Raw genomic sequence first — 24,521 nt, forward strand, 5'->3', positions numbered from 1 at the left:
ATGACCAAGCCTTAAGGTCTATGTAGTTCTGGGAAGGGTATTAACTCTTGTAACAAAATAACCCAGGTCAAAGCCTGGACTGATTTCGCATTTTTCCGAGTACGATAGGAATTTCAATAATGAACTCCGTACCAACACCCTCTTCGGAAATAAACTCAATCTTGCCATCGTGCTTTTCAACAATCAGCTGATGACTGATTGTCATACCTATGCCAGTGCCCTTACCTACGGCTTTTGTAGTGAAAAATGGGTTGAAGATGTGAGCTTTGACTGCTTCAGGGATGCCAATCCCATTATCTGCAATGCTGATGCGAACACTCTCCGGGCAAGCTACGGTGGTAATAGTAATCTTAGGTGAATTTTGAGTTACCTGTGTCTTCTGCTCAAACGCGGTATCCAGGGCGTCAATCCCATTCGAGAGAATATTCATAAACACTTGATTGATCTGACCAGCATAGCATTCCACTAGCGGTAGGTTGCCAAAGTTACGCTCAATGCTGATGGTCGGACGCGGTAGATGCGGTTTGAGACGATGCTGCAATATCATCAGGGTACTCTCTATTCCTTCGTGGATATTCACCGCCTTGATGTCGGCCTCATCCTTACGAGAAAAGTTGCGCAGTGACAGTACAATCTCTCGAATTCGTTTCGTACCGACTTTCATAGAAGACAGCGTTTTCTCCAGATCTTCTTTTATAAAATCCACATCCAACATTTCCATCTGTTCGCAAATCTTCGCATCGGGTTCTGGATAGTACTGTTCGTAGAGCCCTAAAGCCTCAAGTAACGTTTTAGAATAGCCTTCCACATGACAGAGGTTGCCATAGATAAAGTTGACTGGATTGTTGATCTCGTGGGCAACCCCCGCCACCAATTCGCCCAGACCAGACATTTTCTCCTGATGAATTAGCGTGGTTTGGGTGCTTTTCAGTTCCTCCAGAGTATCAGACAGTTCCTGTGTGCGCTGTTTGAGTAGAGTATCTGCCCGCCCCACAAATAGGTTCAAAATTAGGTAAAGCAGGCCCAGAATCAGCAGACTCCCCAACATGATTTCTTTCTGAGTGCGCTCAATCCGCTGAAGTAAGGGCGTGACATCGGTGTACAGTTCAAATACCGCAACAATTTTTCCGTCTTCGTGGACAGGAATGTAGCTGGATAGCCAGTGACGATCCTCAAGAACTTGTTGAATGGCCTTAAAGGTATCGCGATGACCCAGTTGACTGAGGACTCGGCCAGTCCTGGCAGATAAAAAACCTGGAGATTCGCTCTTATCATCTCCCAACTGATCGGTATTAGTGGAAAACACTGTCCGCCCCTGCAGATCAAATACCTTAACCTTAGCGATGGGAGAGTCTTCTAGTTGGATGGTGAGTTCGTCATAGAGTTGGCGAGTGTGAGGATCTGCGGCCAGTTCTTCATCGCTAAGTCCTTGGGTTGAGGTTAGAAACGTCCCGTGTTCTGGCCAAAGCTTCTTGGCAAACACATTGGTCAGGGTGACATTACTCTCTTCGGTGGACACTACTAAAGTACGAATAGCCCGTTCCTTATATAACACAGAGAGTAAGCCAATGGACAGGACAAATCCACTTAAGCTAACAATCGAAAAATTACGCAGCAGATTGAATCGACGTTGGACAGTGGGTTGATTCGTCGAGAAGAACTTGAGTAAACGGGCGACCATTTGCTTCAATACTTTGAGTGGTGGTTCCATATCAGCCTTATTGTTCCCAATGATGGTTTAGACATACCTGGGCTGGGTGAGCCTAGCCTGGATAAGTAGGGTGGAGGTCCCTGAGGCTGTATAGAACCACCCATTACACCAAAAGGTCCTATCGGTTGATTATCTTGGGTTAGGAAACCAGGAATAATTGTATGTAAGGGGCGCTTGTTAGGTGCTAATTGATTGAGATGATCTGACTCCAAGGTGAAACAGCAACCTCTATTTTGCAATGCAATACCAGTTTGAGCAGGTAAAATTCCACTACCAAAACCCATGTAGTTAGATTGGATAAACGATACCATTAGCTCACTATCAGCTGCTACAAGGTACACAGTTCCACCTTTAAGCAACAAGCTTGGTATAAAAAATATAATGACGTTTGCTATGCGATCGCGTAAAAATTACCCATTCCGAACCAAAGCTTTTTCTGGTGACTGCTCAAAATGAGTGGTTGCTTCTGACAAATGTTTAATTAATGTGGATTTAGGTAATGGTCCTTGCAAATGATCCCAAGGTAATACTTGTTCTGTTGACCAATTAGCATGAACGTAAAAATCTAGTTTAGGGATTTTTCCTTTTAATTCTTTAAATGCACGCTTATAACTACCTAAAGAATCACCAAAGTCGCGGGTTAATTCCAATAGGTGAGATAGTCTTCTATCCCCCCTAGAAAGCAAAGCCTGAATGATTGACCAATTATAGCTTTCCGGACGAAAATCAATTCCTTGGGGTTTAAGTTTCTTCTGTAAAAACTGCAAGCGTTTTTGGGCTTGTGGGTTAACTCCCATCCACTGAAATGGAGTATGGGCTTTGGGAACAAAAGTACTGCAACCCCAAGTCAGACGCAAACCAGGTGCTGCTTTTTTAAGGTCGCGCATCATGCTTACGGTCGCATCTAAATCGCCGGGTTCCTCTCCAGGAATTCCCACCATTCCATATAATTTTAAACTTTTGAGTCCGCCAGCTTTAGCATTGATCGCTGCTTGAGTAATCTCATCTTGTTGAAGTTTCTTATTAACGATGCGGCGTACTTTTTCAGATCCACTTTCTACAGCAATTGTCAGGGAACGAGTATCTCTTTTTGCTAAAGTTTGCGCTAATTCGACGCTGACAGTATTTGTCCTGACAGAAGCAATACTCAAACGAACGTCATCGTATTTAGGTTGACTTAAGCGATCGAGCAAACTTTCAAATTCTGGATGTTGGGTTACTGAAGCACCTAACAATCCAATTCTATTAGTAACTGTCAAACCTTTTTCAATCGCTGGAATTAAAGAATCATTGATACTCGCAGTTCTAAACGGTAAAGTCAAATAACTCGCAAGACAGAAGCGACACATTTCCGGACAACTTCTCACCACTTCCACCATGAAAATATTTTCCCAGGCTGCTTTCTCTGTGACTACCGTTGATGCTGAAAGTGTATTTCCCCGATAGGTTTGTTTTTGAACTACAGCTGGAACTTCTGATGAAATTGGTTCAATCGACTTGATCGCATCATCGGGAGCGCGATATACCACTTCATATAAACTAGGAACGTAAATCCCTGGTACTTGTGCTAATGCTTTTAATTGAGTTTGTCGAGGTGCATTTCTTACCTCTTTATAAGCATCAATAAAATTACCCAGTAAATTTTCCCCATCTCCCAGTAAAACTACATCAAAAAAATCAGCGAAGGGTTCGGGATTTGCTGTAAGTACTGGTCCGCCACCAAAAACTATAGGATGATTATCGTTGCGCTCCTTAGCCCTGATGGGAACCTGCAAATCTTCTAATAAATTTAAAATATTAACGTAGTCCAGTTCCCAAGACATGGAAAAACCCAGTATTTCCGGCTTTAAGGGCAAATGTTCGTGAATATCGGTAAATAAACGACTTACCTGTAAATCCGAACGCATTGCTAAAGTCGCCCATACAATCTGATACCCAAGACTGGTTATCCCCACAGTGTATTCATTGGGAAAAGCAAAGATAGTAGGGATTGCATCATTATCGGGAATAGCAGGACTAAATAGAAGACGTTCAGCAGCGAATATAGAAGCTGTCACAGATATTTTCGAGGGCGAGTTTTTCCGTATTTTATTTTAAGCCATAAAATCGTGAGGTTAAAAACTAAGGTGATGGCATTGGCTAGAACAATTGCGATATCTTGGCGAAGAATTCCATATAGCAACCATAAGGAAACACCCAAAATGAAAGTAATCAGCATGATGTAAGACACATCTTTGGCTGATTTGGTTTGCCAGGTCTTTACCATTTGCGGCAAAAAAGATATTGTAGTCAAAGTCGCAGCAGACAACCCCAAAACAGTTAGATAATTCATCGCCCCGTAATTTAATTTGTTTTTCTAAGGCTGAAGCCGAAATAGATTATTACGAATCATTAAAAATACTTGACTTGAGTAATTATACCTTATCAGCAGTGATTTGGAATATTGGGTATTACCCGTAGCTTTTCTATTTTAATCGGTGGCGATTTTATCGAGAACTTAATTATCGAGAACTTAATTATCGAGAACTTAATTATCGAGAACTTAATTATCGAGAACTTATTGATGTGAATAGCAGTTCAGGGATTAAAAGGAGTATCTATGAAGACATTTACACTTAATGACGGAAACGCAATACCTGCTTTCGGTCTTGGTACATGGAAGTCTAGCGAAGATGATGCATATCGAGCAGTTAAGGAAGCCCTTCGTGTTGGTTACAATCACATTGATGGGGCTTGGATCTACCAAAATGAGGATGAAGTAGGGCGAGGAATTTGTGAATCAATTAAGGAAGGCATAATTAAACGCGAAGAAGTTTTTGTGACATCTAAACTTTGGAACTCCTTTCATGCACCTGAAGACGTTGAGAAAGGCTGTCGGGAAACGCTTACTAAACTTGGTCTTGAGTATGTTGACTTGTACTTAATGCATTGGCCTGTTGCTTTTCGATCTGGTAAATTGATGCCGGAAGGTACTGAAGATTTTTGGCCATTATCCGATTTGCCTTTATCAAAGACATTTGAAGCAATGCTGAAGCTCCGTGATCAGGGACTTGTAAAAAGTGTGGGGGTTTCAAACTTCAGTATCTCTAAGTTGGAAAAAATGATTGCAGAGAGTGGCGTTGTTCCAGCGGTTAATCAAGTGGAATTGCATCCGTACAACCCACAGGAAGAACTATTTAGTTACTGTAGCGACAAAGGGATACATCTTACTGCTTACTCACCACTGGGTTCTGGCGATCGCCCTAAATTTCTGAGACATAAAGGAGAGTCCCCCGTTCTCGAAAATGAAATAGTGAAAGTTACCGCAGCCGAAGAAGGTTTAACACCTGCGCAGTTATTAATTGCTTGGGCGATTGACCGAGGAACGAGTGTGATTCCCAAATCTGCTAATCCTGGGCGAATTGCTGAAAATTTGGCGGCTGCATCCCATACTCTCTCAGCTAAAGCCAGGTCTGCGATCAATGAAATTGATACCCGTTTCCGGTACGTTGATATAAAAGAATGGTGCCTCCCTGGTATTACCTGTGAAGGTGATAATTTTTGGGTTTAAGGTATTTGTTAAAGGATGTTAGCGAAAAGTTATTAGTATGAGTCCAAATAACATGGATTCAAGTAACAGAGAATTCATGTTCGGATAAAAATTGCTTAAAACCGAGACTTTGGGCTAAAGCTATCGATGGAATATTTTCTTCCCAAGAACTCCACTCTACAATATAATTTCGCTCCAACGCCCATTGACAAGTCGCTGATACAAGTTTTTACCTATATTTTACAAGATTTATACGTATTTTTGCTTGTAATAGCGCAACTTGCTATAGATATAAATTCTGAATCAAGTTTTAATAATGATGAATTCTCACGTACTCCCAGAAAAGTAAACACAGGAACTTTTATGTCTAATGTGAATACACACAAACTTGTGGCTTTAGTAACTGGTGCATCATCAGGTATAGGAAAGGAAATTGCAAAGCAACTACTTGATGATGGATACGTGGTCTATGCAGCTGCTCGCCGAGTTGAAAAAATGACTGATTTGGAAAAGCAGGGAGCCATTGCTACCAAGATGGACATTACTGACGAAGATGATGTAATCAATTTGGTGGAAAAAATTAAACAGCATCACGGTGGTGTAGATGTTCTTGTGAACAATGCTGGATTTGGTAGCTATGGAGCTATGGAAGACACAACAATTGATGATGCGAAATATCAGTTTGATGTCAATTTGTTCGGATTGGCTAGACTAACTCAAGCAGTATTGCCTTATATGCGGAAAAAGAAAGCTGGTCGGATTGTAAATATTTCTTCCATGGGCGGTAAAATTTATATACCTATGGGCTCGTGGTACCATGCAACAAAACATGCTTTGGAAGGATGGTCAGACTGTTTGAGATTAGAGCTTGATCCTTTTGGTATTGATGTAATTATCATTGAACCGGGGGTGATCAAAACAGAGTTTGGGACAACGATGTTGGGACCGATGTTAGGAAGATCCGGAAGTTCTGCCTATAAGTCAATGGCAAATGCTGTTGCTGAAGCGACCAAGAATTCCTACGAACAAGGTGGTGGTGGTTCAGACCCTTCGTTAATTGCTAAAACTGTTTCTAAGGCGCTTAAAGCTAGAAAACCCAAAACAAGATATGCAGTGGGACAATTTGCTAAACCATTAATGTTTGTACGCAAGTGGTTAGGCGATGGCATTTTCGACAAAGTGATTCTAAATGCAATGAACGTTAGCTAACCTAGTTTCAAGTGTACCCGGAGACCATTTGGTATATTCACTGCTTTTTCTAATCCTCGCACACTTCGCCACTGTTGGTTTTCATTCCAAGTCATTGCTTCTAAGTTTGCTTCCCTGAGGTCAATATCTTCCAATATGGCATAACTCAAATTGCTATGGCTGAGATTTGCACCGTTAAATATTACACCACTGAGGTTGCTGCCACTGAGGTTGGCGTTATTGAGATTTGTGTAACTAAGATCGCTACCAAAAAGATTAGCGTCACGCATATCTGCGCCTGATAAATTGGCTTCATAGAGTAATACTCCACTGAGATCGGCTTCGTTAAGTATTACCTGGCTCATATCTACACCACTCAGATCTGCACCTAAAAGAATTGCACCTTTGAGGTTAGCACCACTAAGGAATGCACCATTAAACTTACTGTGGCTGAGATCTGCTGCTAGCAATGCCGCGTTGTGAAGATTAGCACCAAAAAGAATACTATCGCTAAGATTACTACCTAAAAGATTGGAACCCTGCAGATTCGCACCACTTAGATCTGCACGACAAAGGTCGCTATAACTGAGGTTGACTTGCTCGAGTTTCGTATCGCTAAGATTCGCACCGAAAAATACACCATGACTCAGGTTGGCAGATGTAAGATCGGCATCTATGAGTAGGGAATTAGTCAAGTTAGCGCGCTCGAGGATCCCATTCTTGAGTTTAGCGCTGCTAAGGTCTGCATAACTAAGGTCTGCTCCACTAAAATCGGCTCCATTTAAGTTTGCACCACTTAGAGTGGCTCCACTTAGATCTGCATTCCTAAGGTTAGCACCACTAAGGTCTGCACCGCTAAAGTTTACATCACCGAGATTAGCACCACTAAAGTTAGCACCACTAAGATTAGCGGCTGTTAAGTTGGCATCGCCGAGAAAGCTATTACTAAGATTAGCATTGCTCAAATTAACACCTGTAAGGTTGGCATCACCTAAATAAGCATCGCTAAAGCTTCCTCCTTTGAGAAATTCACCTACCACTGTACTGAAATTACCGATAGCTACCGTATCACTATAGTTAATTACTCGTAAGAGTTTAGAAGTAAAAAAATTATCTGTATCTCGAAAACCAGATGGCGAGAAACTTATTTTCTCTTTCCACTCACCTTTCTGTTGAGCTATTCGATGTAATTCAAACAGTAAAATCATCACATTTAGACCGGCACTAATATCAATTTGGCGCAGTCCAATGTTGAGGTTTTTTGTTAGAGTTCGGCTTTGCTCATATCCGTAACACCCCGTCTGATGTGTGCTAACTTCAGAACGCAATTGAAGCATTTTTTGCTGAGGTAAATTATCCTCCGGTATAGCATCGATAAATTCTCCCTGACACCAACGCTCATAAAAATCTGTTAACCGGGAATACAACTGCACGGGTAAGATATCATTACTACTTATTAAATCGCACATCAATTTTTCTAAAATTTCTGGCTTGAGGACATTATTTCCTAGTAAGTCGTAAATCTCCCAATGCAGTTGTTTTACGTTAATTACAAAAGCACCATTAATTCGCTGTTTTGCCCATGATTGTAAGGTTTTTTTTAGTCTTTCTTCGAATAGATTTTTTTCTAAACTTGTTTGAGTATATTCAACATTATTTGTGCATTTTTGAACATTTTTCCCTCGCGAACAATTTTTTTCTGTTACCCCCAAATCTTTCTTCCCCATCTGTATTTTCCACCTGTCTCTCACATAACCTTTAAGTAGTCGCAAAAATTGAGTTAGATGTGACATAGTTACGCAAATTACTACGTTTAATTACTGGGAATATGTAGCTCAAATAAAGTTTTTTTGAGGCTTTGATTCTTCAGATTAAAATCAGCTAGTATTATTTTGTACCACTACTCGTCGGGATATTGATTCATTTACGACTCCTTTGTATGGGATTGCTCTAACAGACAAATAAAAAAAGTTTGTTTAAAGTATCTTTAGGTTGTCAAAAAAATTGATTGTCCAGATGAAATTGTTATGTTATCTTCCCAGCATCTTTTCGGAACTATTGCAAAAATAATATGTACTGTTTGCTACAGACGTAGTGGTTAGGAAAAATACTACAGTAAAACAGTGCAAAATAACTAGAAAAAATTGCAATACGAATTCTAGCAAGAGGCTAGCTGCTTGACTTTTCGCTGTAGTCGCTGTTTTCTGGTCAAATAGGGTGAAGTGGATGTGCCTGTGTTGAAAGTTTGCAGAAAATACCAGTATTTGATGGTAGTGGTCAAGGATATAACAGATGAAGAGATTAATTTTTAATATTATTTGTTTGCAAAGCTTGTGTTTGGGGGTGGTAGCTGCCTGTTTTAACTTCCCAGTTAATCAAGCGTTGGCAAGTGCTAAATTAAGAGAGTCAAACACAGTAGAAAAACAAAAGTCGTCACTCGTAGAAAAAGTTGCCACAAACCAAGTTACTATTTATGAGAAAGAATCCGGGTCAACATTGTCAGCAACATCAACATCTGTCAAAAAATATCCCGTTCTACGGCAACAGAAATTAAATACTTCCCAAGTATGGGTTATTGATGGGGGAGAAAAGGCACAAAAGCAACCCTTCATGTGGGAAGTCAAGGATATCAACAAAATTGATCGACAACCTTTTTTACAAGTAAATAGTCAACTCCAGAAAGTTACAGGTACAACGGGAAAGAGTACTGCTATTAAGAAAAAAACCAAAAAAACAGCTTTAAAACCCTTTAGTCAGATAACAAAAAATACAGAATTAGTCAAAGGCTTATTTAATCTTTATAAAGATAAAGAAAAAAATAAAATTTATTTAGAAATTCATCCCTCACAACTTAATAAGAACTTTTTAGCGACAGCAACTTTAGAATCAGGTATTGGAGAAGCTGGTATATACAGTGGAATGCCACTGCAAGATTTTTTATTTTATTTTCAAAGAGTAAATAAACAATTACACTTTATTGTTCGTAACGTTAATTTTCGGGCGCAAGAAGGAGACCCTCAAACGCGATCGCTAGCCCGCTCCTTTAGCGATTCAGTGCTTTACACGGTCAAAATCAAAAGCATTCATCCCCAGCGGAAAACGGTTTTAATTGACTTAGGAGATTTGTTATTATCCGATTTGGCTGGGCTATCTAGTAGTTTGGGTGTTTCCAGTAGTAAAGATAAATCTTATTTTGGTAATGCTAAGGCTTTTCCTAAAAATGTAGAAATTGAGTCGGTATTAAATTTTTCTAAAGCAAGTAGATCTACTAAAAAAAATAAAAAATTTGGCTCATTACCTGATTCAAGAGGTTTTACTCTGCGGGTACATTACAGTTTGTCTCAGCTACCAGATAACAATTATCAACCCCGTTTAGCTGACGAACGGGTAGGTTACTTTATTACTGCTTACCAAGATTTATCTAATTTTGAAACTGGCGACCCCTTTGTCCGGTATATCAATCGTTGGAATTTAGAAAAACAGGATCCTTCTGCGGCGATTTCACCCCCGAAAAAACCAATTGTGTTTTGGATTGATAATGCTGTTCCCTTTGAATACCGGGATGCAATCAAAGAAGGCGTATTGATGTGGAATAAAGCTTTTGAAAATGCAGGCTTCAAAGATGCAATTCAGGTGCGTCAAATGCCGGATGACGCGACATGGGATCCATCAGATATTCGCTACAATACTATTCGTTGGATTAACACAGTAGATGGGTACTTTGCCATGGGACCATCCCGAGTTAATCCCCTAACTGGAGAAATTTTAGATGCTGATATTTTAGTAGATGCTAGTTTTGTGCGGGCGCTAAAACATGAATATCGTCAAATAGTTAAACCAACAAAAACTCCCCCCAGAACTTCCCTATCAGCGTTCATGCAAAATCGTATGCTGTGTACTGGTAACAGTTTATTAGGTGAGAATGAAAGCGAGCAGAAAGAAAAATCGCCGCCCCATATCCAAGGATTAGTTAGTAATTTATCTGAATTAGCACAACGTTATGATTTATGTTACGGCATAGAAGCTGCCAACCAATATGCTTTTGGTTCTTTAGCAATGCAACTTCTGTATCAAGAACCGCCCAATAGTAGCAATTTAAAACGATACGTTCATCAATACTTACGATTAATTATTGCCCATGAAGTAGGTCATACTTTGGGTTTAAGACATAATTTTCGCGGTTCGACTTTACTAGAACCAGATGAAATGAATGATAAAGGTGTTACCCGTCGTCGGGGAATAAGCACCTCTGTGATGGATTATTTACCACCAAATATTGCTCCTAAAGGAACCAAACAGGGAGATTATTTCCCGAATGGGGTGGGAGTTTATGATGAATGGGCAATAAAGTATGGTTATATGCCAACTAAAGCCACATCCCCAATATCGGAAAAACCATTTTTAGAAAAAATTGCTCGGGAGTCGGAGAAACCAGAATTAAGCTACGCGACGGATGAAGATGTGCGTAATTTAGACCCTACTGCAGATGCATGGGATAACAGCGGTGATGTGTTAGTTTATTCTCAGTGGCAGTTAGAAAATTCCCGGCTGATGTGGGACCTACTCAATAAAGGTTCCGGTTCCAAGAATGGAAGTTTTAGTGAAGTTAAAGAAGATTTTGGTAAAGTATTAAGCCACTATTTCCAACAAGTATATTACATCTCAAAATACATTGGCGGTCAGTCATTTCATCGAGTTAGTCCCAATAATAGTCGGGGAAAACTACCATTTGAACCTGTTCCCGTGGAAAAACAAAGAAAGGCATTAAAAACTCTACAAAAGTATGTCTTTGCTGATGAAGCCCTTCAATTTTCTCCACAACTCTTAAATAAGTTAGCACCATCTCGCTGGCGTCATTGGGGTAGTTACCCGCGTACTGGTCGTTTGGACTATCCAATTCATGATTTGGTGTTATATTTACAGACCATGTTATTACGGGATTTACTCTCTAGCGATCGCATTTCTCGCTTGAAAGATATTGAACTCAAGACAGAAATCGGTCAAGCACTGACAATCCCAGAATTATTTGACACTTTACAAACGGGGATTTGGACAGAAGTACTCAAACCTGAGGATAAAGATAAAGACAAAGATACGGATAGAGATTCAGATAGGGGTAAGGGAATCGAAATTTCCAGTTTGCGTAGGGGTTTACAAGGACAATATGTGAATCTTTTGTCTGAAATGGTTCTACGAAAGCGCTATGTTCCTGAAGATGCTCGTAAAGTTGCTTGGTATAAGTTACGGCAACTGCGTGAAGAATTAAAAGATGCTGATTCTAAGGATGAATATACTAAAATTCATCTACTAGAAACTAGAGATAGAATTAAGAAAGTTCTTGATGCACCTTTAGAAACAAATTAAGCGAAACATCAGTCAAAAATTAGTAGTCAAAAATTAGTAATTAAAAATCAGGAATTCATTCGCGAATATCAGGGATGGGATTGTTCGGTTAACTCACTTCGTTATTGGTGGTTTGAGTAACACAGCATTCTCAACCCAATATTTAATATTAAGTAACAATGTGCAACATTTATTTGTAAAACTACTAAATAATTTCAAGTCATAGGATCTTAAATTATAGGATCTTAAATTATATACTTTGAAAGTTGTAATTGATTTATACTTAGTAGTTTTATACATCATCTCTATTGAATGGATTCTTGATGTTTGTTCTAACAAATTAGAAAGATAGGCTGATTAAAGAAACAGGTCGAAACAGATGAATTTACTTGAAAAAACATCAAATCATCAATTATCTCGTCCAAGATTTCGCGCCCATCCTACAATCCAATTGGATATTACTTTTAGTGATTTCCACGCTTGTTTTAGTAAATTCAATCCTTTTATTAATCAACAAAATTATTTAAGTAGTATTGAATCTTTTTGGCATACAGATAAAGAAGTTTTAGTGACCTTATCTGTCAGAACTAGTTTAGATTTATTATTACAGACATTAGATTTACCTCCTGAGTCAGAAGTATTAATTAGTGGAATTAATATTCGGGAAATGGCGAAAATAATCCACAGTCATGGGTTAACTCCCGTCCCAATTGATGTTTCTATAGATACAATCGCTCCGAAGATAGAAGTATTAGAACAACTTGTTTCTCCTCGCAGTAAGTTATTACTAATTGCCCATTTATTTGGGATTATTATTCCCCTAGAGCCCTACGTTGATTTTTGTCATAAACATCAAATTTTACTTGTAGAAGACTGTGCCCAATCTTTTGCAGGGAGAAAATATTACGGTTCTCCTGCAGCCGATATTAGTCTATTTAGTTTTGGTCCCATCAAATCTTGTACCGCTTTGGGTGGTGCAGTAACATTAATTAAGGATAAAAAATTAGCTCAAAAAATGGCTATTATTGAGCAAAAATATCCGCAAAAAAGTGATTTTTGGTATTTGAAGAGGGTATTTAAATTTTATCTATTAAAGCTGTGTTCAATGCCTTGGTTGTATTCTCAACTAATAAATTTAATGAAACTATTAAATTTAGATGTGGAATCAACTATCAAAAAAGTAACTCTTGGTTTTCCTAGGGGAGAATTACCCACCAAACTTCGCTATCGTCCGCCGCGTCGTTTACTATGGTTATTAAACTATAGGCTCACTAACTGTGGTGATTTTCAAGAACGTACCCAGCGAGCCAAGGATTTTTTACAAATGTTGCCAAGTAATATTAGTATTCCTGGTGATCTATCTGAATATAATTCGTTTTGGGTAATGCCAATATTTATTGATTCTCCCGATAGTATCGCCACAAAACTACGCCAAGCTGGTTTTGATAGTGCAAGGGGAAATCGCAGTTTATTTGCTATCGATGCAAAGCCAAATACACCTAGTCATCTATTACCAATTGAAAGTCAAAGTCTAATGGAACATATTTTATGTTTGCCATTATCAAATGTATTGACAGCAGAGGAATTAGAATATCTTGCTCAATTAGTTAGAACTCAAATATCAAATCAGTCTGAAAATAGTCAACGTATACAGAATTAAGTATTGTAACGATTGTTTTAAATTTAAACTGCGGTCGCTTTGCACATAAATTTTATATGCCGGTGCGTTATGACGTGGTAGTAAAAATGACCAATAAAAGATATTTTCTTGCACGCCTAACGCACCCTACAAGTAATAGATGCTTAAAAATAAACGGTTAAAGCAGAATAATTTTCCACATGCTAATTGCCATAATTAGGCTTGCTAAATGTTGCCAAATAAGTTTTCTCAAAGGTTGACGAGCAATTTTTTGCGTGAGTAAAAATGCTAGTAAGGTGGAAATAATTAGAGTAGAACCTTGTAGAAAGGCAATTACAGCCGGATGAGCAACTGCTACCGGTAATTGTGTTCCGTCTAAACCAAAAGTTGCTAAAGTAACCGGTAATATCCTTCCACCTTCTGATAAACCCAAATGTAAGTAATGGGCTAGATTTCCTCCCAAAACTAATGGAATATAGCCGTAAGCAAGTTTCATAAATGGTTGAACTTTGGTACGATTTTGCCAGCAATAAAGTTTCGTTAAACTATGTGCTAGTAAAGAAATAGCTATGGGAATAACTAAAGCTGATAGTGATAGAGCTAGATGCGCCCAAAAGTTATTTAAATTGATTTCTAAACCCAAATAAAACTGTAATTCTGGTAAGTGATGAAGATAAACCCCACCGAATAACAAAAATAACAATGCAACCTCGTAGTTATGGGGCACATGGGTTGTCCAAAGTTCAATACCAGGGGGACGCAAATTAAACTCTACAGAGCGGTGAGGACAGGCTTTAAGACAGGTCATACACAGCACGCAGTTTCGATTATCTTCTAACTGGGCTGGATGGGAGTATACGGGACATCCATCGGTTTCCATCCCTTCTCCTTTTTCTGGTCCACCTTTATAGCACTGATAGGTAGTACATTCAGCCGAGCAAGTTCCCTGCTGTGCTCGCAGTTCTGTCATCGAGAGTTTGGCGAATAAACCATTCATTCCCCCAATGGGACATAAATACCGACACCAAAACCGCCGTTCAAAAATTGTGGAGAAAATCATTGCTCCGGCGGTAATTAATAGCAGCAAACAAGCAGAAAGATAGGCTGTATTAGTTAAATTCCAAATTTCTTCCCACAAAAAAATTAGTGCAAACAATCCAAATAAAAACCATCCACCCCATTTTTCTGCTTTTTGTCTAGGCCAAGATTTTAACTTTCTCGGGAATAACCATAAAGATATTTTTTGGGTAATTTCCCCATAAATCATAAATGGACAAACCGAACACCAAATCCGACCAACAAAGGGAAATATTATCAGGGAAATAGTCCACCACCAAGCCCAAAACAGATTGAGAGCAAAATTTCGATCTCTGGTTTGTGGACCTAGAAACAGTACTAAGACCACAATGGCAAATATAGGAACTACAAAACCATAATTAATTCTGTCCGTCCACCAAGGACTACGCAAAAATCTTCTCAGCTTGGGGTAGGCGTTTAATAAATTGACTCGAAATCGCTTTTTCTTAGTATCGACTGACCAGAAAGTTTCTTCTGTCAGTTCCTGTGTTTCTCCGGCTTGAACTATAGCCCTTTCAACTAAATCTTGTAATTCTTTTAAGTTCCCGGGGAAATCATAGGACTGCAAACGCCGTAATGCTTCTGGAGTGACTTTCGGGCGAGGAATACTTTTATCGCGGGAATAAAGACTGATGTAATACTTTACCTGTGCTTCGATGTCCGTTTTCCGGACTCGTAATGGTGGAACATTGATAGTTTGCTCAACACATTTTTGCAGATCTACTTGTCTTTTCTGCCCAATAATCAGAATGCGAGCCTTACTTGTACGAGGTTCAATTACATCTGCTTCAGAACGGCTAATAGGTTTATATTCACCTGTTCGCAGCCAGTTGTTTACCTTAGGGAAAAGTTGGGATGGTAATTCTTGAATATTGTTAAGAACCAAAGTTCCTTCACCAAGCCATTCTATTAGTCCTGGTTTACCCCCAAATCGACCAAATAAATCTGCACCACTGGCTTGAAGAATAGCGCAGTTAACTTGAATTATGGGAGTACGGCGGTACTTAGAACTAAAGTGAATTAAAGCAGCGATATTATCTTTTTCTAAACCAGGTTCTCCAAAAATCAATACAGAGGAACGCTCATTTGCAACTTCTTTAATTTCCTCTCGCAGTCGTTTTGCGTAGCGACTCGAACCTATAATTCCTCGCTGGGCTTTGGTTACTAAGTAAGGACGTAAAGCAATAGTACGTTCCTGCTCGTAACTTAAAACTGAAGCGAGCTGTGCTAGCTCAGTCACCAATAGACGGGAAATCGCTTGGGATGTCTCCGGAAATTGGTTAATTATTTGTCGAAATTTAGCAGCAGGGACAACCCAAAATTTACATTCACTTAAGGTTTTAACCCCACATGAAGCAGCTTCGTTTAAAAGTAATTCTTGAAGATTAATTACACTTCCAGGAAGTAAACTGCGCAGCTTACCAGGATTATTTGACTCGCTGCAATCAGTTTCTAACCTACCTTCCAAGAGAATGTATAGCCCTTGGGGTACTTCACCTTCACTCACAATAACTTCATCGGCTTGGTAAGCTTGTGATTCCATCGCTTGAGCGATCGCATTCAGAGAATCTTCTTTAAGAATTCCTAAAGCCGTGCTTTCTTTTAGCCAGATAACTGAATCTGGAAACTTCATTATACGTACTCAACACAGGCTGATACATGTAAGTAATTATCACTAAATACTGACACAAACCACAAGTTAAAACTTATCTTGCTAAAGATAGATTTTTGGAAATTGGAAATTGGTAATTGGTAATTGCTAATGGGTAAAGGGTAATGGGTTAAAGATTACCTATTACCCTTTAACCTAAGATTGTCACAAATATATATATTTACATTTATTAATCAATTACAAATCATATAGATTGTGAATGATTGAGTAAAGAGTTTTTTTTTTGCAAAATCGATCCGATCAATTCCTTATTACATAACTCTTGGACGATATACAACTGGGTACTTCAGGTAAACAATTTTATAAAATGTCTAGCTGGATACTGGAATTTATCGCTAATAGCGACTAAGCTTTTACCTTCAATGAGTAGTAATCACTAATCAGTCATGAGTAATAACTAAATCTTCCCCTTGAGGGGTACAATAAATGCCGATTGTCTTCCAAATTTGAAAGCTTCATGATCTCGAGTAATGATTTTAGACCCGGTGTATCGATTGTGTTAGATGGGTCTGTTTGGCGGGTGGTAGAATTCCTCCACGTCAAACCAGGAAAAGGTTCTGCCTTTGTTAGGACAAAACTAAAAAGTGTGCAAACTGGGAGCGTTGTTGAAAGAACATTTCGTGCTGGGGAAACTGTACCCCAAGCAACTTTAGAAAAAAGCACCATGCAACATACTTACAAGGATGGCGATGATTACGTCTTCATGGATATGGAGACCTATGAAGAAAATCGCTTGACTGATTCTCAAATTGGCACGGGAGTCAAGTACCTGAAAGAAGGTATGGAAGTGAACGTCGTCAGCTGGGATTCACAAGTATTGGAAGTAGAATTACCAAATGCGGTGGCTCTAGAAGTCACGCAAACTGACCCAGGAATTAAGGGCGACACTGCTACTGGTGGAACCAAACCGGCAACTCTAGAAACTGGAGCAACAGTAATGGTTCCTCTATTTATCTCTCAAGGAGAACGTATTCGTATTGATACTCGTGATGATAAATACTTAGGCAGGGAATAACATAAATCTTAATTAAGATATGTGCTCTCAATTCTCCTGGCAGTCAGGATTTGTGACATCAGGACAGGGTGCGATTTATCCGTACGCAAAACTGTTATACAGCGGTTTTGCCGCAGATAAAAAGAGATTGAAATTTCTTGATTGCGAGCAAGCTATAGCAGAATTGTGCGAGTGAGACGCGCCCCACTGCGCTCAATGCGTAGCTATAAATGCGTAGCTATACAGTAAAAACTTCCAGGAGTAAAACTTTCAGGAGTAAACTTCCAAGAGTTAAGACTTGTAGGGGTTAGTAAAGGGCGTACAAACCTCTAGCAAGAAAACAACATACCTCGTTTATGTTACCTGTCAATCAGAGTCTGTGGCGTCGGCAGAGTCTTTGATGTGACCTGTCTGATTGTCGAACTTTATCTCATTGACTCACAATCCGTTATAATCTCCTGCTGTAATTTCGCGTCCTTGGGATGCTCATATCTAAACCAAGTTTATTTCCCTGTTTTGGAAATATTTTTCTTGAAATATAAACCTATCTAAAACTAAACAATTATTGAGGTATTAAAACCTGTGCCATTGGACTTTAATGAAATTCGCCAGTTGTTGGTAACTATTGCACAAACAGATATTGCAGAAGTAACCCTAAAAAGTAACGATTTTGAAATTGCTGTTCGTAAGGCTGTTAGTTTTAACGAGCGAGTGTTATCTGTAGAACAAATTTCCTCTGCTAGTGAGGTAAACTCAGGATTAACATCAGTCTCATCTAACACATCTAGCTTACAATCAACAGTAACTACAGATTCACTCAACGATCGCAGTCAAGACAATTATGCTACTAGTAGTACGCAAGCCAATACTAATTCTAGTGTCATTGACCAAAGATTAGTTGAGGTTACTTCTCCAATGGTCGGAACTTTCTATCGTGCTCCGGCTCCAGGAGAAGCTGCATTTGTAGAAATCGGTGACCGAATCCGTAGTAATCAGACGGTGTGTATTATCGAAGCCATGAAATTAATGAATGAAATTGAAGCAGAAACATCGGGACAAGTCATGGAAATACTCGTCCAAAATGGAGAACCTGTCGAATATGGTCAACCTTTGATGCGAATTAATCCAGATTAGGTATTAATCTATATAACGGACATGTCATTGTAAAATTTGTTAGTTCTTGCGGGTCAATTCTGATGAAACAAGTATTGCCTGTACCCTCTGAAGTCGTGCAACAAGTGGCTGAATACTTCAGCCTACTCAGCGAACCAATGCGTCTACGATTGTTGCATCTACTACGGGACGAAGAAAAAAACGTCCAAGAGTTAGTAGATGCAACACAAACTTCTCAGGCTAATGTATCAAAACACCTGAAAGTTATGTGGCAAGCGGGTATTCTGAGTCGACGCAGTGAAGGTACTTGTGCCTATTACAGTGTTGAAGACCAGATGATTTTTGAATTGTGTAATCGGGTTTGCGATCGCCTTGCAACAAGGTTAGAACAACAAGCCCGTAACTTTCGTGTATTGAACACTAAGTAATCATCGAAATATGAATCGATTGTGTCTACACATTCAAAGTCTCAAATATAACCATGGACTGTTGACAGATAACGGTTCTATCTCGGTCAAATAAGCTTCAGGTAAATAAACCTGAATCAAAGTTCAAAATTTTGATTAAAGCTCTCGCGAGTTAGTGGTTGGTTTAAAACTAAACCTTCACCACCTAAAACTTCGAGTGGCTTACCATTCACCTCGATGTACACCTTTGCCTTGGAATTTAAACTTGTGGCAGTGTATATTACCTGTCCTAAGCGACCAGTCATAGAGGTACTACCACCACCACTAGTAAATTCTTCAGATAAATTAATGCGTACTGCATCAGATTCCACCTTAATACCCAACAATTGTGTTCCCTGGGGTATGGTGGTCGATCCAGTGCCTTCTGTTGGGCCTGCGAGTAACTGTTTAAAAGCTGTTTGTAATACTTTATTTGGCTCACCATCAGATTTAACTTGAATTGGTTGAGATTCAAGCTTTAAATTTGTACCAGCATTCTCAAGCCAATATACGCTGACTTTTTGATTTTTAAGCTGTTCGCGACCAGGTGGTTCGGGGGTTGGATTTGTATTTGAAGTCAACCAAGCTACACCACCACCTACCGTTACAACAGCAGCGGAGACAGCTGCAATTACAGCAGAAGAGATACCTTTAGATTTTTGTTGTTCTTTCATTTCCAAATTATCCATCAGGGCTGAGAAAGTCTTTACATTGTGAGGAGAAATTAGGTAGATGAAAAGACAAGACCTATGAGCTCAGTTCTTTTAAAAATTTAGAAGAAGGCTCTATCTTTATAAATGCTGCAATTTCAATTGCTGCCGGTTTTATATTCAATTTTAGAATCCGCAATTGTATTCCTTCACTTTCTAAATTACCTAAATCCAATTGTTCATTTAAATTATCTACAATTTGATTTATTAATTTTTCCGGTGCTTTTTCTTGGTTTAATTCTACAGTCGGATTCACCAATTGAATCTGCCTACCTGCGATTACATTTAGTCCTGATTCCACCCGGATATTTAGAGGCTTACCGTTCCCTTCCTGCTTTAATTTTAGCTGGAAACGCAAGCGGTTTTCTAAAATTTTGATTTGAGGATTAGCTAAGTTATATACATCTGATGAAGAATTATTAGATGAAGATACCGAAACAAGATTAAACTTCTTCAAACGATTTAAAAAATCCGGTGATTCTAATAATTTATTGACATCTTGTTGAGTTAAAACTAAACGTACCCCCATCTGTAAAGGTTTTTTTAACGGAAGTCTTTTTTGTCCCCGAGCATGAATATCTAATTCAATCGGGTCGGTTTCTAAATCTAACTGTGAAATATGGATGTTTTGATTTTTTAAAAGCAAAGAACGTCCTGCAATTCTGACTTTTTCTACCCGACCTTGTAGTAATTGGTGTGTGGGAACGTTATCAACTCTGACTTGGAGTTCTTGTGCTGTTTTCAGTCGGGAACGAATAGCTTTTTCTGCTGTTCGATCTACTAATAACCCCGCAGGAGTAATAAAACCTAACAAGCCGGATAGAAAAATTGTCAGTAATTCCATTTTTCAGTTATCAGTTACCAGTTACCAGTTACCAGTTTATGGCTAGCGCCAAGACTTTACAGACCACATTTGACTGTTAACTGTTATTTAATTACTGTCTACTGTTCTCTGTTCCCTGTTCCCTGTTCCCTGATAATTGTTCTCTGTTAACTGTCAACTGATTTAATCTGCTCCCCTAATTTAGATACAACTTCATCAATGGGAATTTCGTGTGTTTTACGGGTTTTACGTTCAACTAATTCTACTTTCCCATTCTCGATCGCTCTACCTGTAACAATGCGATAGGGGATACCAATTAAATCGGCGTCTTTAAATTTCACACCTCCGCGTTCGTTGCGATCGTCGAGTAAGGTTTCAATTCCGGCTTGGTTGAGTTGCGCGTAAAGTTTTTCGCCGATTTCTACCTGTTGGGCATTTTTGATATTAGGAATTGTCACAATAACTTGGTAGGGAGCAATTTCTACCGGCCAAATAATTCCATTATCATCATAGGATTGCTCTACTGCTGCTTGGGCTAAACGGGAAACGCCAACCCCATAACATCCCATGAATAAGGGTTGATCTTTACCTTGCTCGCTGGTGTAGGTTGCACCCATTGCTTCAGAGTACTTTGTTCCTAATTGGAAAATATGACCGGCTTCGATTCCCCGAGCAGATTGGAGTGTTTGTGTGGGGTCATGAATCGCGCGATCGCCAATTTTTGCTGTGCGTACATCAACGATAATTTCTGGTAATTGGAATTGGTCGCCCCAATTAGCACCAACTACGTGATAATTCCCTTCATTTGCACCGGTGACAAAATTCTTTAAGTCTATAGTTGTTTTATCTACAAAGTGTAAAAACTTTCCTACTATCTTTTCATTAGAACCAGATTTAATATAATCATCACTAATATCGGGTGCGATGTAACCTAAAGGTAAGGGTTTAGCTGTCCACTTTGATTGAGCTTCACTACTAGGTACATCTAAAGCAATAATACTGTTCGCACCGTAGTTAGGAGCTAATCTTGTTAATTCATTTTGTAATTTAACATCGTTAACTTCTTGATCGCCCCGAATACTGACGATTACCAGGACAGTGGTACCGTTGTCATAAACTGTTTGGTAAAGAACATTTTTAACTATACTGGTTGGAGAACATTTGAGGAATTTACAAAGCTTCTCAATTGTTTCTGTTCCTGGTGTTTCTTTTTTTTCGTAGCTGCTAAAGGGAGAAGTTTCAGCATCGGGAGGTAAAGAAACAGCTTTTTCCACATTCGCGGCATATTTACCATCTTCAGTGTAAAGGACCTCATCTTCCCCTGCTTCCGCCAAAACCATAAATTCTGTGGAACCAGAACCACCGATCGCACCGGAATCAGCTTCCACTGCTCGAAAAGTCAAACCACAGCGTCGCAGCATATTGCTGTAGGCTTGGTACATATCCTCATAAGTTTCTTTCAGACTTTCTTCATCAGCATGGAAAGAATAACCATCTTTCATAATAAATTCCCGACCGCGCATTAAACCAAAGCGGGGACGAATTTCATCGCGGAATTTTGTTTGAATTTGATATAAATGTACCGGTAGTTGACGGTAGGAACGAATCATATCCCGCGCTACCGTTGTAATTACTTCTTCATGGGTGGGACCAAGCGCCAAGTTTTGCTCCCGTCGGTCGGTAAGGGAAAACATAATTCCCTCAGCTTTCGTATACGTATCCCAACGTCCGGATTCTTTCCACAGTTCTGCCGGTTGGAGCTGGGGTAACAGACATTCTTGTGCGCCAGTAGCATTCATTTCTTCGCGCACGATTTGGGAGATTTTTTGCAGAACTCGCCACATTAGGGGAAGATACGCGTATACACCGCTACCTATACGACGAATGTAACCAGCACGCAAAAGTAGTTTGTGACTGGGTATTTCGGCATCTGCCGGATCGTCCCTGAGGGTAAGGAATAACATTTGTGACAGTTTCATTTTCTCTTTCCTTTAATTAAAATTAGATAATTTTTAGATAATGTTTAGCTTATCTAAAAGTCAAAATTGTCCGTTTGCAGTTGCACTATTTACAAGTTCGCTGTTTGAAATTTCCCTATTTGTAGTTCTACTTTTTGCAGTCCCACTTTTTACAGTTCCATTTTTTATAACTTTAGGAGAAAACTATTTTGCCCCATCCAATTGAACGAGCACAGCCACCCCTAGAGTTTATACCCCCAGCACTTAACCCTCTATTTCTCAGGGTTACTCAGTTTGCACTACCAATTTGGCTCGATACTTTAACAGCAATCGCCAAAGTTGAAGCTGACAATGTTGAGATTTTAATCGATTTGATTCGCCAATTTCAGGAAAAAAAAATCCGCTTGATGGTGGCGTTTCGTCATCCCCAAGTGGAAGATCCACTTTGTCTTGGTTACTTGTTTTCGAAGCTGGTACCTCAAACTGCACGAGAACGAGGAATAGTTCTCCAACATCCAATTCACGCCCATTTTATCTATGACCGGGGAATTCCTTTATGGGCTGGTTCCCATATTGGTTGGGTTTTATCTCGTTTGGGTGGAACCCCAATACAACGGGGTAAAGCTGATTGGACGGGTTTGCGATCGGCAAGAAATTTATTTACAAATGGAAATTTTCCCATTGCTGCGGCTCCGGAAGGTGCAACAAATGGACTTTCCGAAATTCTCAACCCATTGGAACCCGGTATTGCTCAGTTAAGCTTTTGGTGTGCGGAAGATTTGCACAAAGCCCAGCGCAACGAACAAGTTTTAATTCTACCAATAGGTATCCAATACAGTTATGTTGATTCTCCCTGGGAGAAAATAGAACAAATTTTAACTAAATTGGAAGTTAGTACCGGTTTAACTCCAAGCCAAAGCGGTTATGATATCCGTTTACCACAGGAATCTCTCTATCCTCGGTTAATTTCTTTGGCAAAACATTTACTGTCTTTAATGGAAGAATTTTATCAACGGTTTTATGGTCAAAATATACCGACTGCAACAATTCCAGAAACAGAAATAAGTGATGGTAACGAAGTAATTGCTGCACGCTTGCAAGCTTTATTAGATACTGCATTACAAGTTGCAGAGAAATATTTTGATTTACGTCCTAAAGGTAACTTTACTGATCGCTGTCGTCGCGTGGAGCAAGCTGGTTGGAATTATATTTTTCGGGAAGAGTTTAAGGATATAAAAGCTTTATCAGCGGTTCAAAGGGGTTTAGCTGACAAAATCGCAGAAGAAGCGAATCTGCGCATGTGGCACATGAGGTTAGTAGAAAGTTTTGTGGCAGTTACGGGTAGGTATGTTCGAGAAAAACCCAGCGCGGAAAGATTTGCTGAGACAACTTTATTATTATCGGATATGGTAACTCGGATCGAAGGTGGTAATCCTTTCAAGCGTCCCCAATTGGGCAAACAAAAAGCAAAAATTACTATAGGGGAACCGATATCTGTTTCTGAAAGATTTGCTGCTTATAAGTCTTCGCGCAGAGGTGCGAGGGAAGCTGTTGCTAAATTGACTTTAGATTTGCAACAAGCGATGGAAGGTTTGATTTTTTGATGGTTGATGAATAACCATCAGCACATTTATGGAGATTTATATAAAAAATAGGTTTGAATTAATTTATATCGTAAGGTCTAATAAATAATCTTTGAGATAATTACTACTTACTTGCTCACTTCACAAACCAGTGAAATCAAGGATATACCCAACCGAACATTGTGTTAAAAAGAAAAAGACTCTAAGTGTATAAAATTTATGCAAGTTCGTTTGATCCACGGTCGCCATGCTCTATCTCCAAATCCTCGCTCGGGTGGAATGGCTGATGTATATCAAGCAAGAGATATGGTTGATAATCAACGACAGGTTGCTGTCAAGATATTTAAACATGGACAGATCGAGACTGATATATTAGCAGAGTCTTTCAAAAGAGAGACCCAAGCACTTAAAGAGTTAAAACATCCAGGAATTGTAGAACTCATTGACTCCGGTGAGGATAAAAATACAGGTGAGTATTTTCTTGTTTTAGAGTGGATGGAGAAGAATTTAGCGACATTTCTAAAAGAATCTCCACCTGAAGGTTGGGATTCTTTTTGGGAATCTGTGGCTTATCCAGTGTTAGAAGCACTTGCTTTCTCCCATAATCGTAATTGTATTCATCGGGATATTAAGCCTAGTAATATTTTAATTAGGGCTTGCTGAATAAATACAAAAAGGTGATGGTTAATACATTATCAGACCCAAGGAATATATTCAGATGCAAGAAAACAGTCT

General features: G+C 39.2%; 18 protein-coding genes. 9 read left to right on the forward strand and 9 right to left on the reverse strand.

The features are described 5' to 3' along the window. Positions 1-67: 67 nt before the first annotated feature. The 4 genes from BC008_RS15470 to BC008_RS15485 form a co-directional block, all read right to left on the reverse strand. A complete protein-coding gene (locus BC008_RS15470; RefSeq protein ID WP_058183125.1) occupies positions 68-1,711 on the reverse strand; it encodes a sensor histidine kinase in 1,644 nt (547 codons plus the stop codon). Continuing rightward, positions 1,687-2,052, reverse strand: a complete 366-nt coding sequence (locus BC008_RS15475) for a gamma-glutamyltransferase (protein WP_235595786.1) — start codon at positions 2,050-2,052, stop codon at positions 1,687-1,689. The genes BC008_RS15470 and BC008_RS15475 overlap by 25 nt, the downstream gene beginning before the upstream one ends. 69 nt (positions 2,053-2,121) lie before the next feature. Then, positions 2,122-3,768: a B12-binding domain-containing radical SAM protein gene (locus BC008_RS15480; protein ID WP_027843242.1), complete on the reverse strand. Its 1,647-nt coding sequence runs from the start codon at positions 3,766-3,768 to the stop codon at positions 2,122-2,124. Then, complete coding sequence (locus BC008_RS15485) at positions 3,765-4,043, reverse strand: SemiSWEET transporter (protein ID WP_027843243.1); 279 nt, start codon at positions 4,041-4,043, stop codon at positions 3,765-3,767. The genes BC008_RS15480 and BC008_RS15485 overlap by 4 nt, the downstream gene beginning before the upstream one ends. Before the next feature lie 267 nt (positions 4,044-4,310). Here BC008_RS15485 and BC008_RS15490 point away from each other — a divergent pair, with 267 nt between their 5' ends. Next, complete coding sequence (locus BC008_RS15490; RefSeq protein WP_027843244.1) at positions 4,311-5,261, forward strand: aldo/keto reductase; 951 nt, start codon at positions 4,311-4,313, stop codon at positions 5,259-5,261. Positions 5,262-5,603: 342 nt separating this feature from the next. Continuing rightward, the gene (locus BC008_RS15495) at positions 5,604-6,449 is read left to right on the forward strand and encodes an oxidoreductase (RefSeq protein ID WP_036265360.1); all 846 of its coding nucleotides are present in this window, start codon (positions 5,604-5,606) and stop codon (positions 6,447-6,449) included. Here BC008_RS15495 and BC008_RS15500 read toward each other — a convergent pair. Next, the gene (locus BC008_RS15500) at positions 6,446-8,221 is read right to left on the reverse strand and encodes a pentapeptide repeat-containing protein (RefSeq protein WP_036265354.1); all 1,776 of its coding nucleotides are present in this window, start codon (positions 8,219-8,221) and stop codon (positions 6,446-6,448) included. The two genes, BC008_RS15495 and BC008_RS15500, sit on opposite strands and share 4 nt — an antisense overlap. Before the next feature lie 499 nt (positions 8,222-8,720). Here BC008_RS15500 and BC008_RS15505 point away from each other — a divergent pair, with 499 nt between their 5' ends. Both BC008_RS15505 and BC008_RS15510 read left to right on the forward strand, forming a co-directional pair. Next, positions 8,721-11,792, forward strand: coding sequence for a zinc-dependent metalloprotease (locus tag BC008_RS15505; protein WP_027843246.1), 3,072 nt, complete (start codon positions 8,721-8,723; stop codon positions 11,790-11,792). Positions 11,793-12,150: 358 nt separating this feature from the next. Beyond that, the gene (locus BC008_RS15510) at positions 12,151-13,431 is read left to right on the forward strand and encodes a DegT/DnrJ/EryC1/StrS family aminotransferase (RefSeq protein WP_058183119.1); all 1,281 of its coding nucleotides are present in this window, start codon (positions 12,151-12,153) and stop codon (positions 13,429-13,431) included. A 157-nt stretch (positions 13,432-13,588) separates the two neighbouring features. Here BC008_RS15510 and BC008_RS15515 read toward each other — a convergent pair whose 3' ends face one another. Next, positions 13,589-16,120, reverse strand: a complete 2,532-nt coding sequence (locus BC008_RS15515) for a sigma 54-interacting transcriptional regulator (protein ID WP_027843247.1) — start codon at positions 16,118-16,120, stop codon at positions 13,589-13,591. Positions 16,121-16,616: 496 nt separating this feature from the next. Between BC008_RS15515 and efp the strand changes: the two genes are divergently transcribed. From efp to BC008_RS15530, 3 genes are all read left to right on the forward strand, one after another. Continuing rightward, entirely contained in the window at positions 16,617-17,174 is a 558-nt protein-coding gene (gene efp / locus BC008_RS15520; protein WP_027843248.1) for an elongation factor P, read from the forward strand. A gap of 561 nt (positions 17,175-17,735) precedes the next feature. Then, positions 17,736-18,287: an acetyl-CoA carboxylase biotin carboxyl carrier protein gene (gene accB, locus BC008_RS15525; protein ID WP_027843249.1), complete on the forward strand. Its 552-nt coding sequence runs from the start codon at positions 17,736-17,738 to the stop codon at positions 18,285-18,287. A gap of 62 nt (positions 18,288-18,349) precedes the next feature. After that, positions 18,350-18,694: an ArsR/SmtB family transcription factor gene (locus BC008_RS15530; RefSeq protein WP_027843250.1), complete on the forward strand. Its 345-nt coding sequence runs from the start codon at positions 18,350-18,352 to the stop codon at positions 18,692-18,694. 116 nt (positions 18,695-18,810) lie between these two features. Here BC008_RS15530 and BC008_RS15535 read toward each other — a convergent pair whose 3' ends face one another. From BC008_RS15535 to BC008_RS15545, 3 genes are all read right to left on the reverse strand, one after another. After that, positions 18,811-19,386, reverse strand: a complete 576-nt coding sequence (locus BC008_RS15535; protein ID WP_027843251.1) for a GerMN domain-containing protein — start codon at positions 19,384-19,386, stop codon at positions 18,811-18,813. Positions 19,387-19,459: 73 nt separating this feature from the next. After that, positions 19,460-20,266 carry an LmeA family phospholipid-binding protein gene (locus BC008_RS15540; protein ID WP_027843252.1) on the reverse strand — a complete coding sequence of 269 codons (807 nt, stop codon included), beginning with the start codon at positions 20,264-20,266 and terminating at the stop codon, positions 19,460-19,462. A gap of 146 nt (positions 20,267-20,412) precedes the next feature. Then, complete coding sequence (locus BC008_RS15545) at positions 20,413-22,224, reverse strand: proline--tRNA ligase (RefSeq protein WP_027843253.1); 1,812 nt, start codon at positions 22,222-22,224, stop codon at positions 20,413-20,415. 188 nt (positions 22,225-22,412) lie between these two features. On the opposite strand from BC008_RS15545, the gene BC008_RS15550 reads away from it, so the two are divergent. Both BC008_RS15550 and BC008_RS15555 read left to right on the forward strand, forming a co-directional pair. Next, positions 22,413-23,807, forward strand: a complete 1,395-nt coding sequence (locus tag BC008_RS15550) for a hypothetical protein (RefSeq protein ID WP_027843254.1) — start codon at positions 22,413-22,415, stop codon at positions 23,805-23,807. A 198-nt stretch (positions 23,808-24,005) separates the two neighbouring features. Further along, the gene (locus tag BC008_RS15555) at positions 24,006-24,449 is read left to right on the forward strand and encodes a serine/threonine protein kinase (protein WP_058183118.1); all 444 of its coding nucleotides are present in this window, start codon (positions 24,006-24,008) and stop codon (positions 24,447-24,449) included. Positions 24,450-24,521 lie beyond the last annotated feature (72 nt).

It is taken from the genome of Mastigocoleus testarum BC008 (genome assembly GCF_001456025.1).
GTDB lineage: Bacteria > Cyanobacteriota > Cyanobacteriia > Cyanobacteriales > Nostocaceae > Mastigocoleus > Mastigocoleus testarum.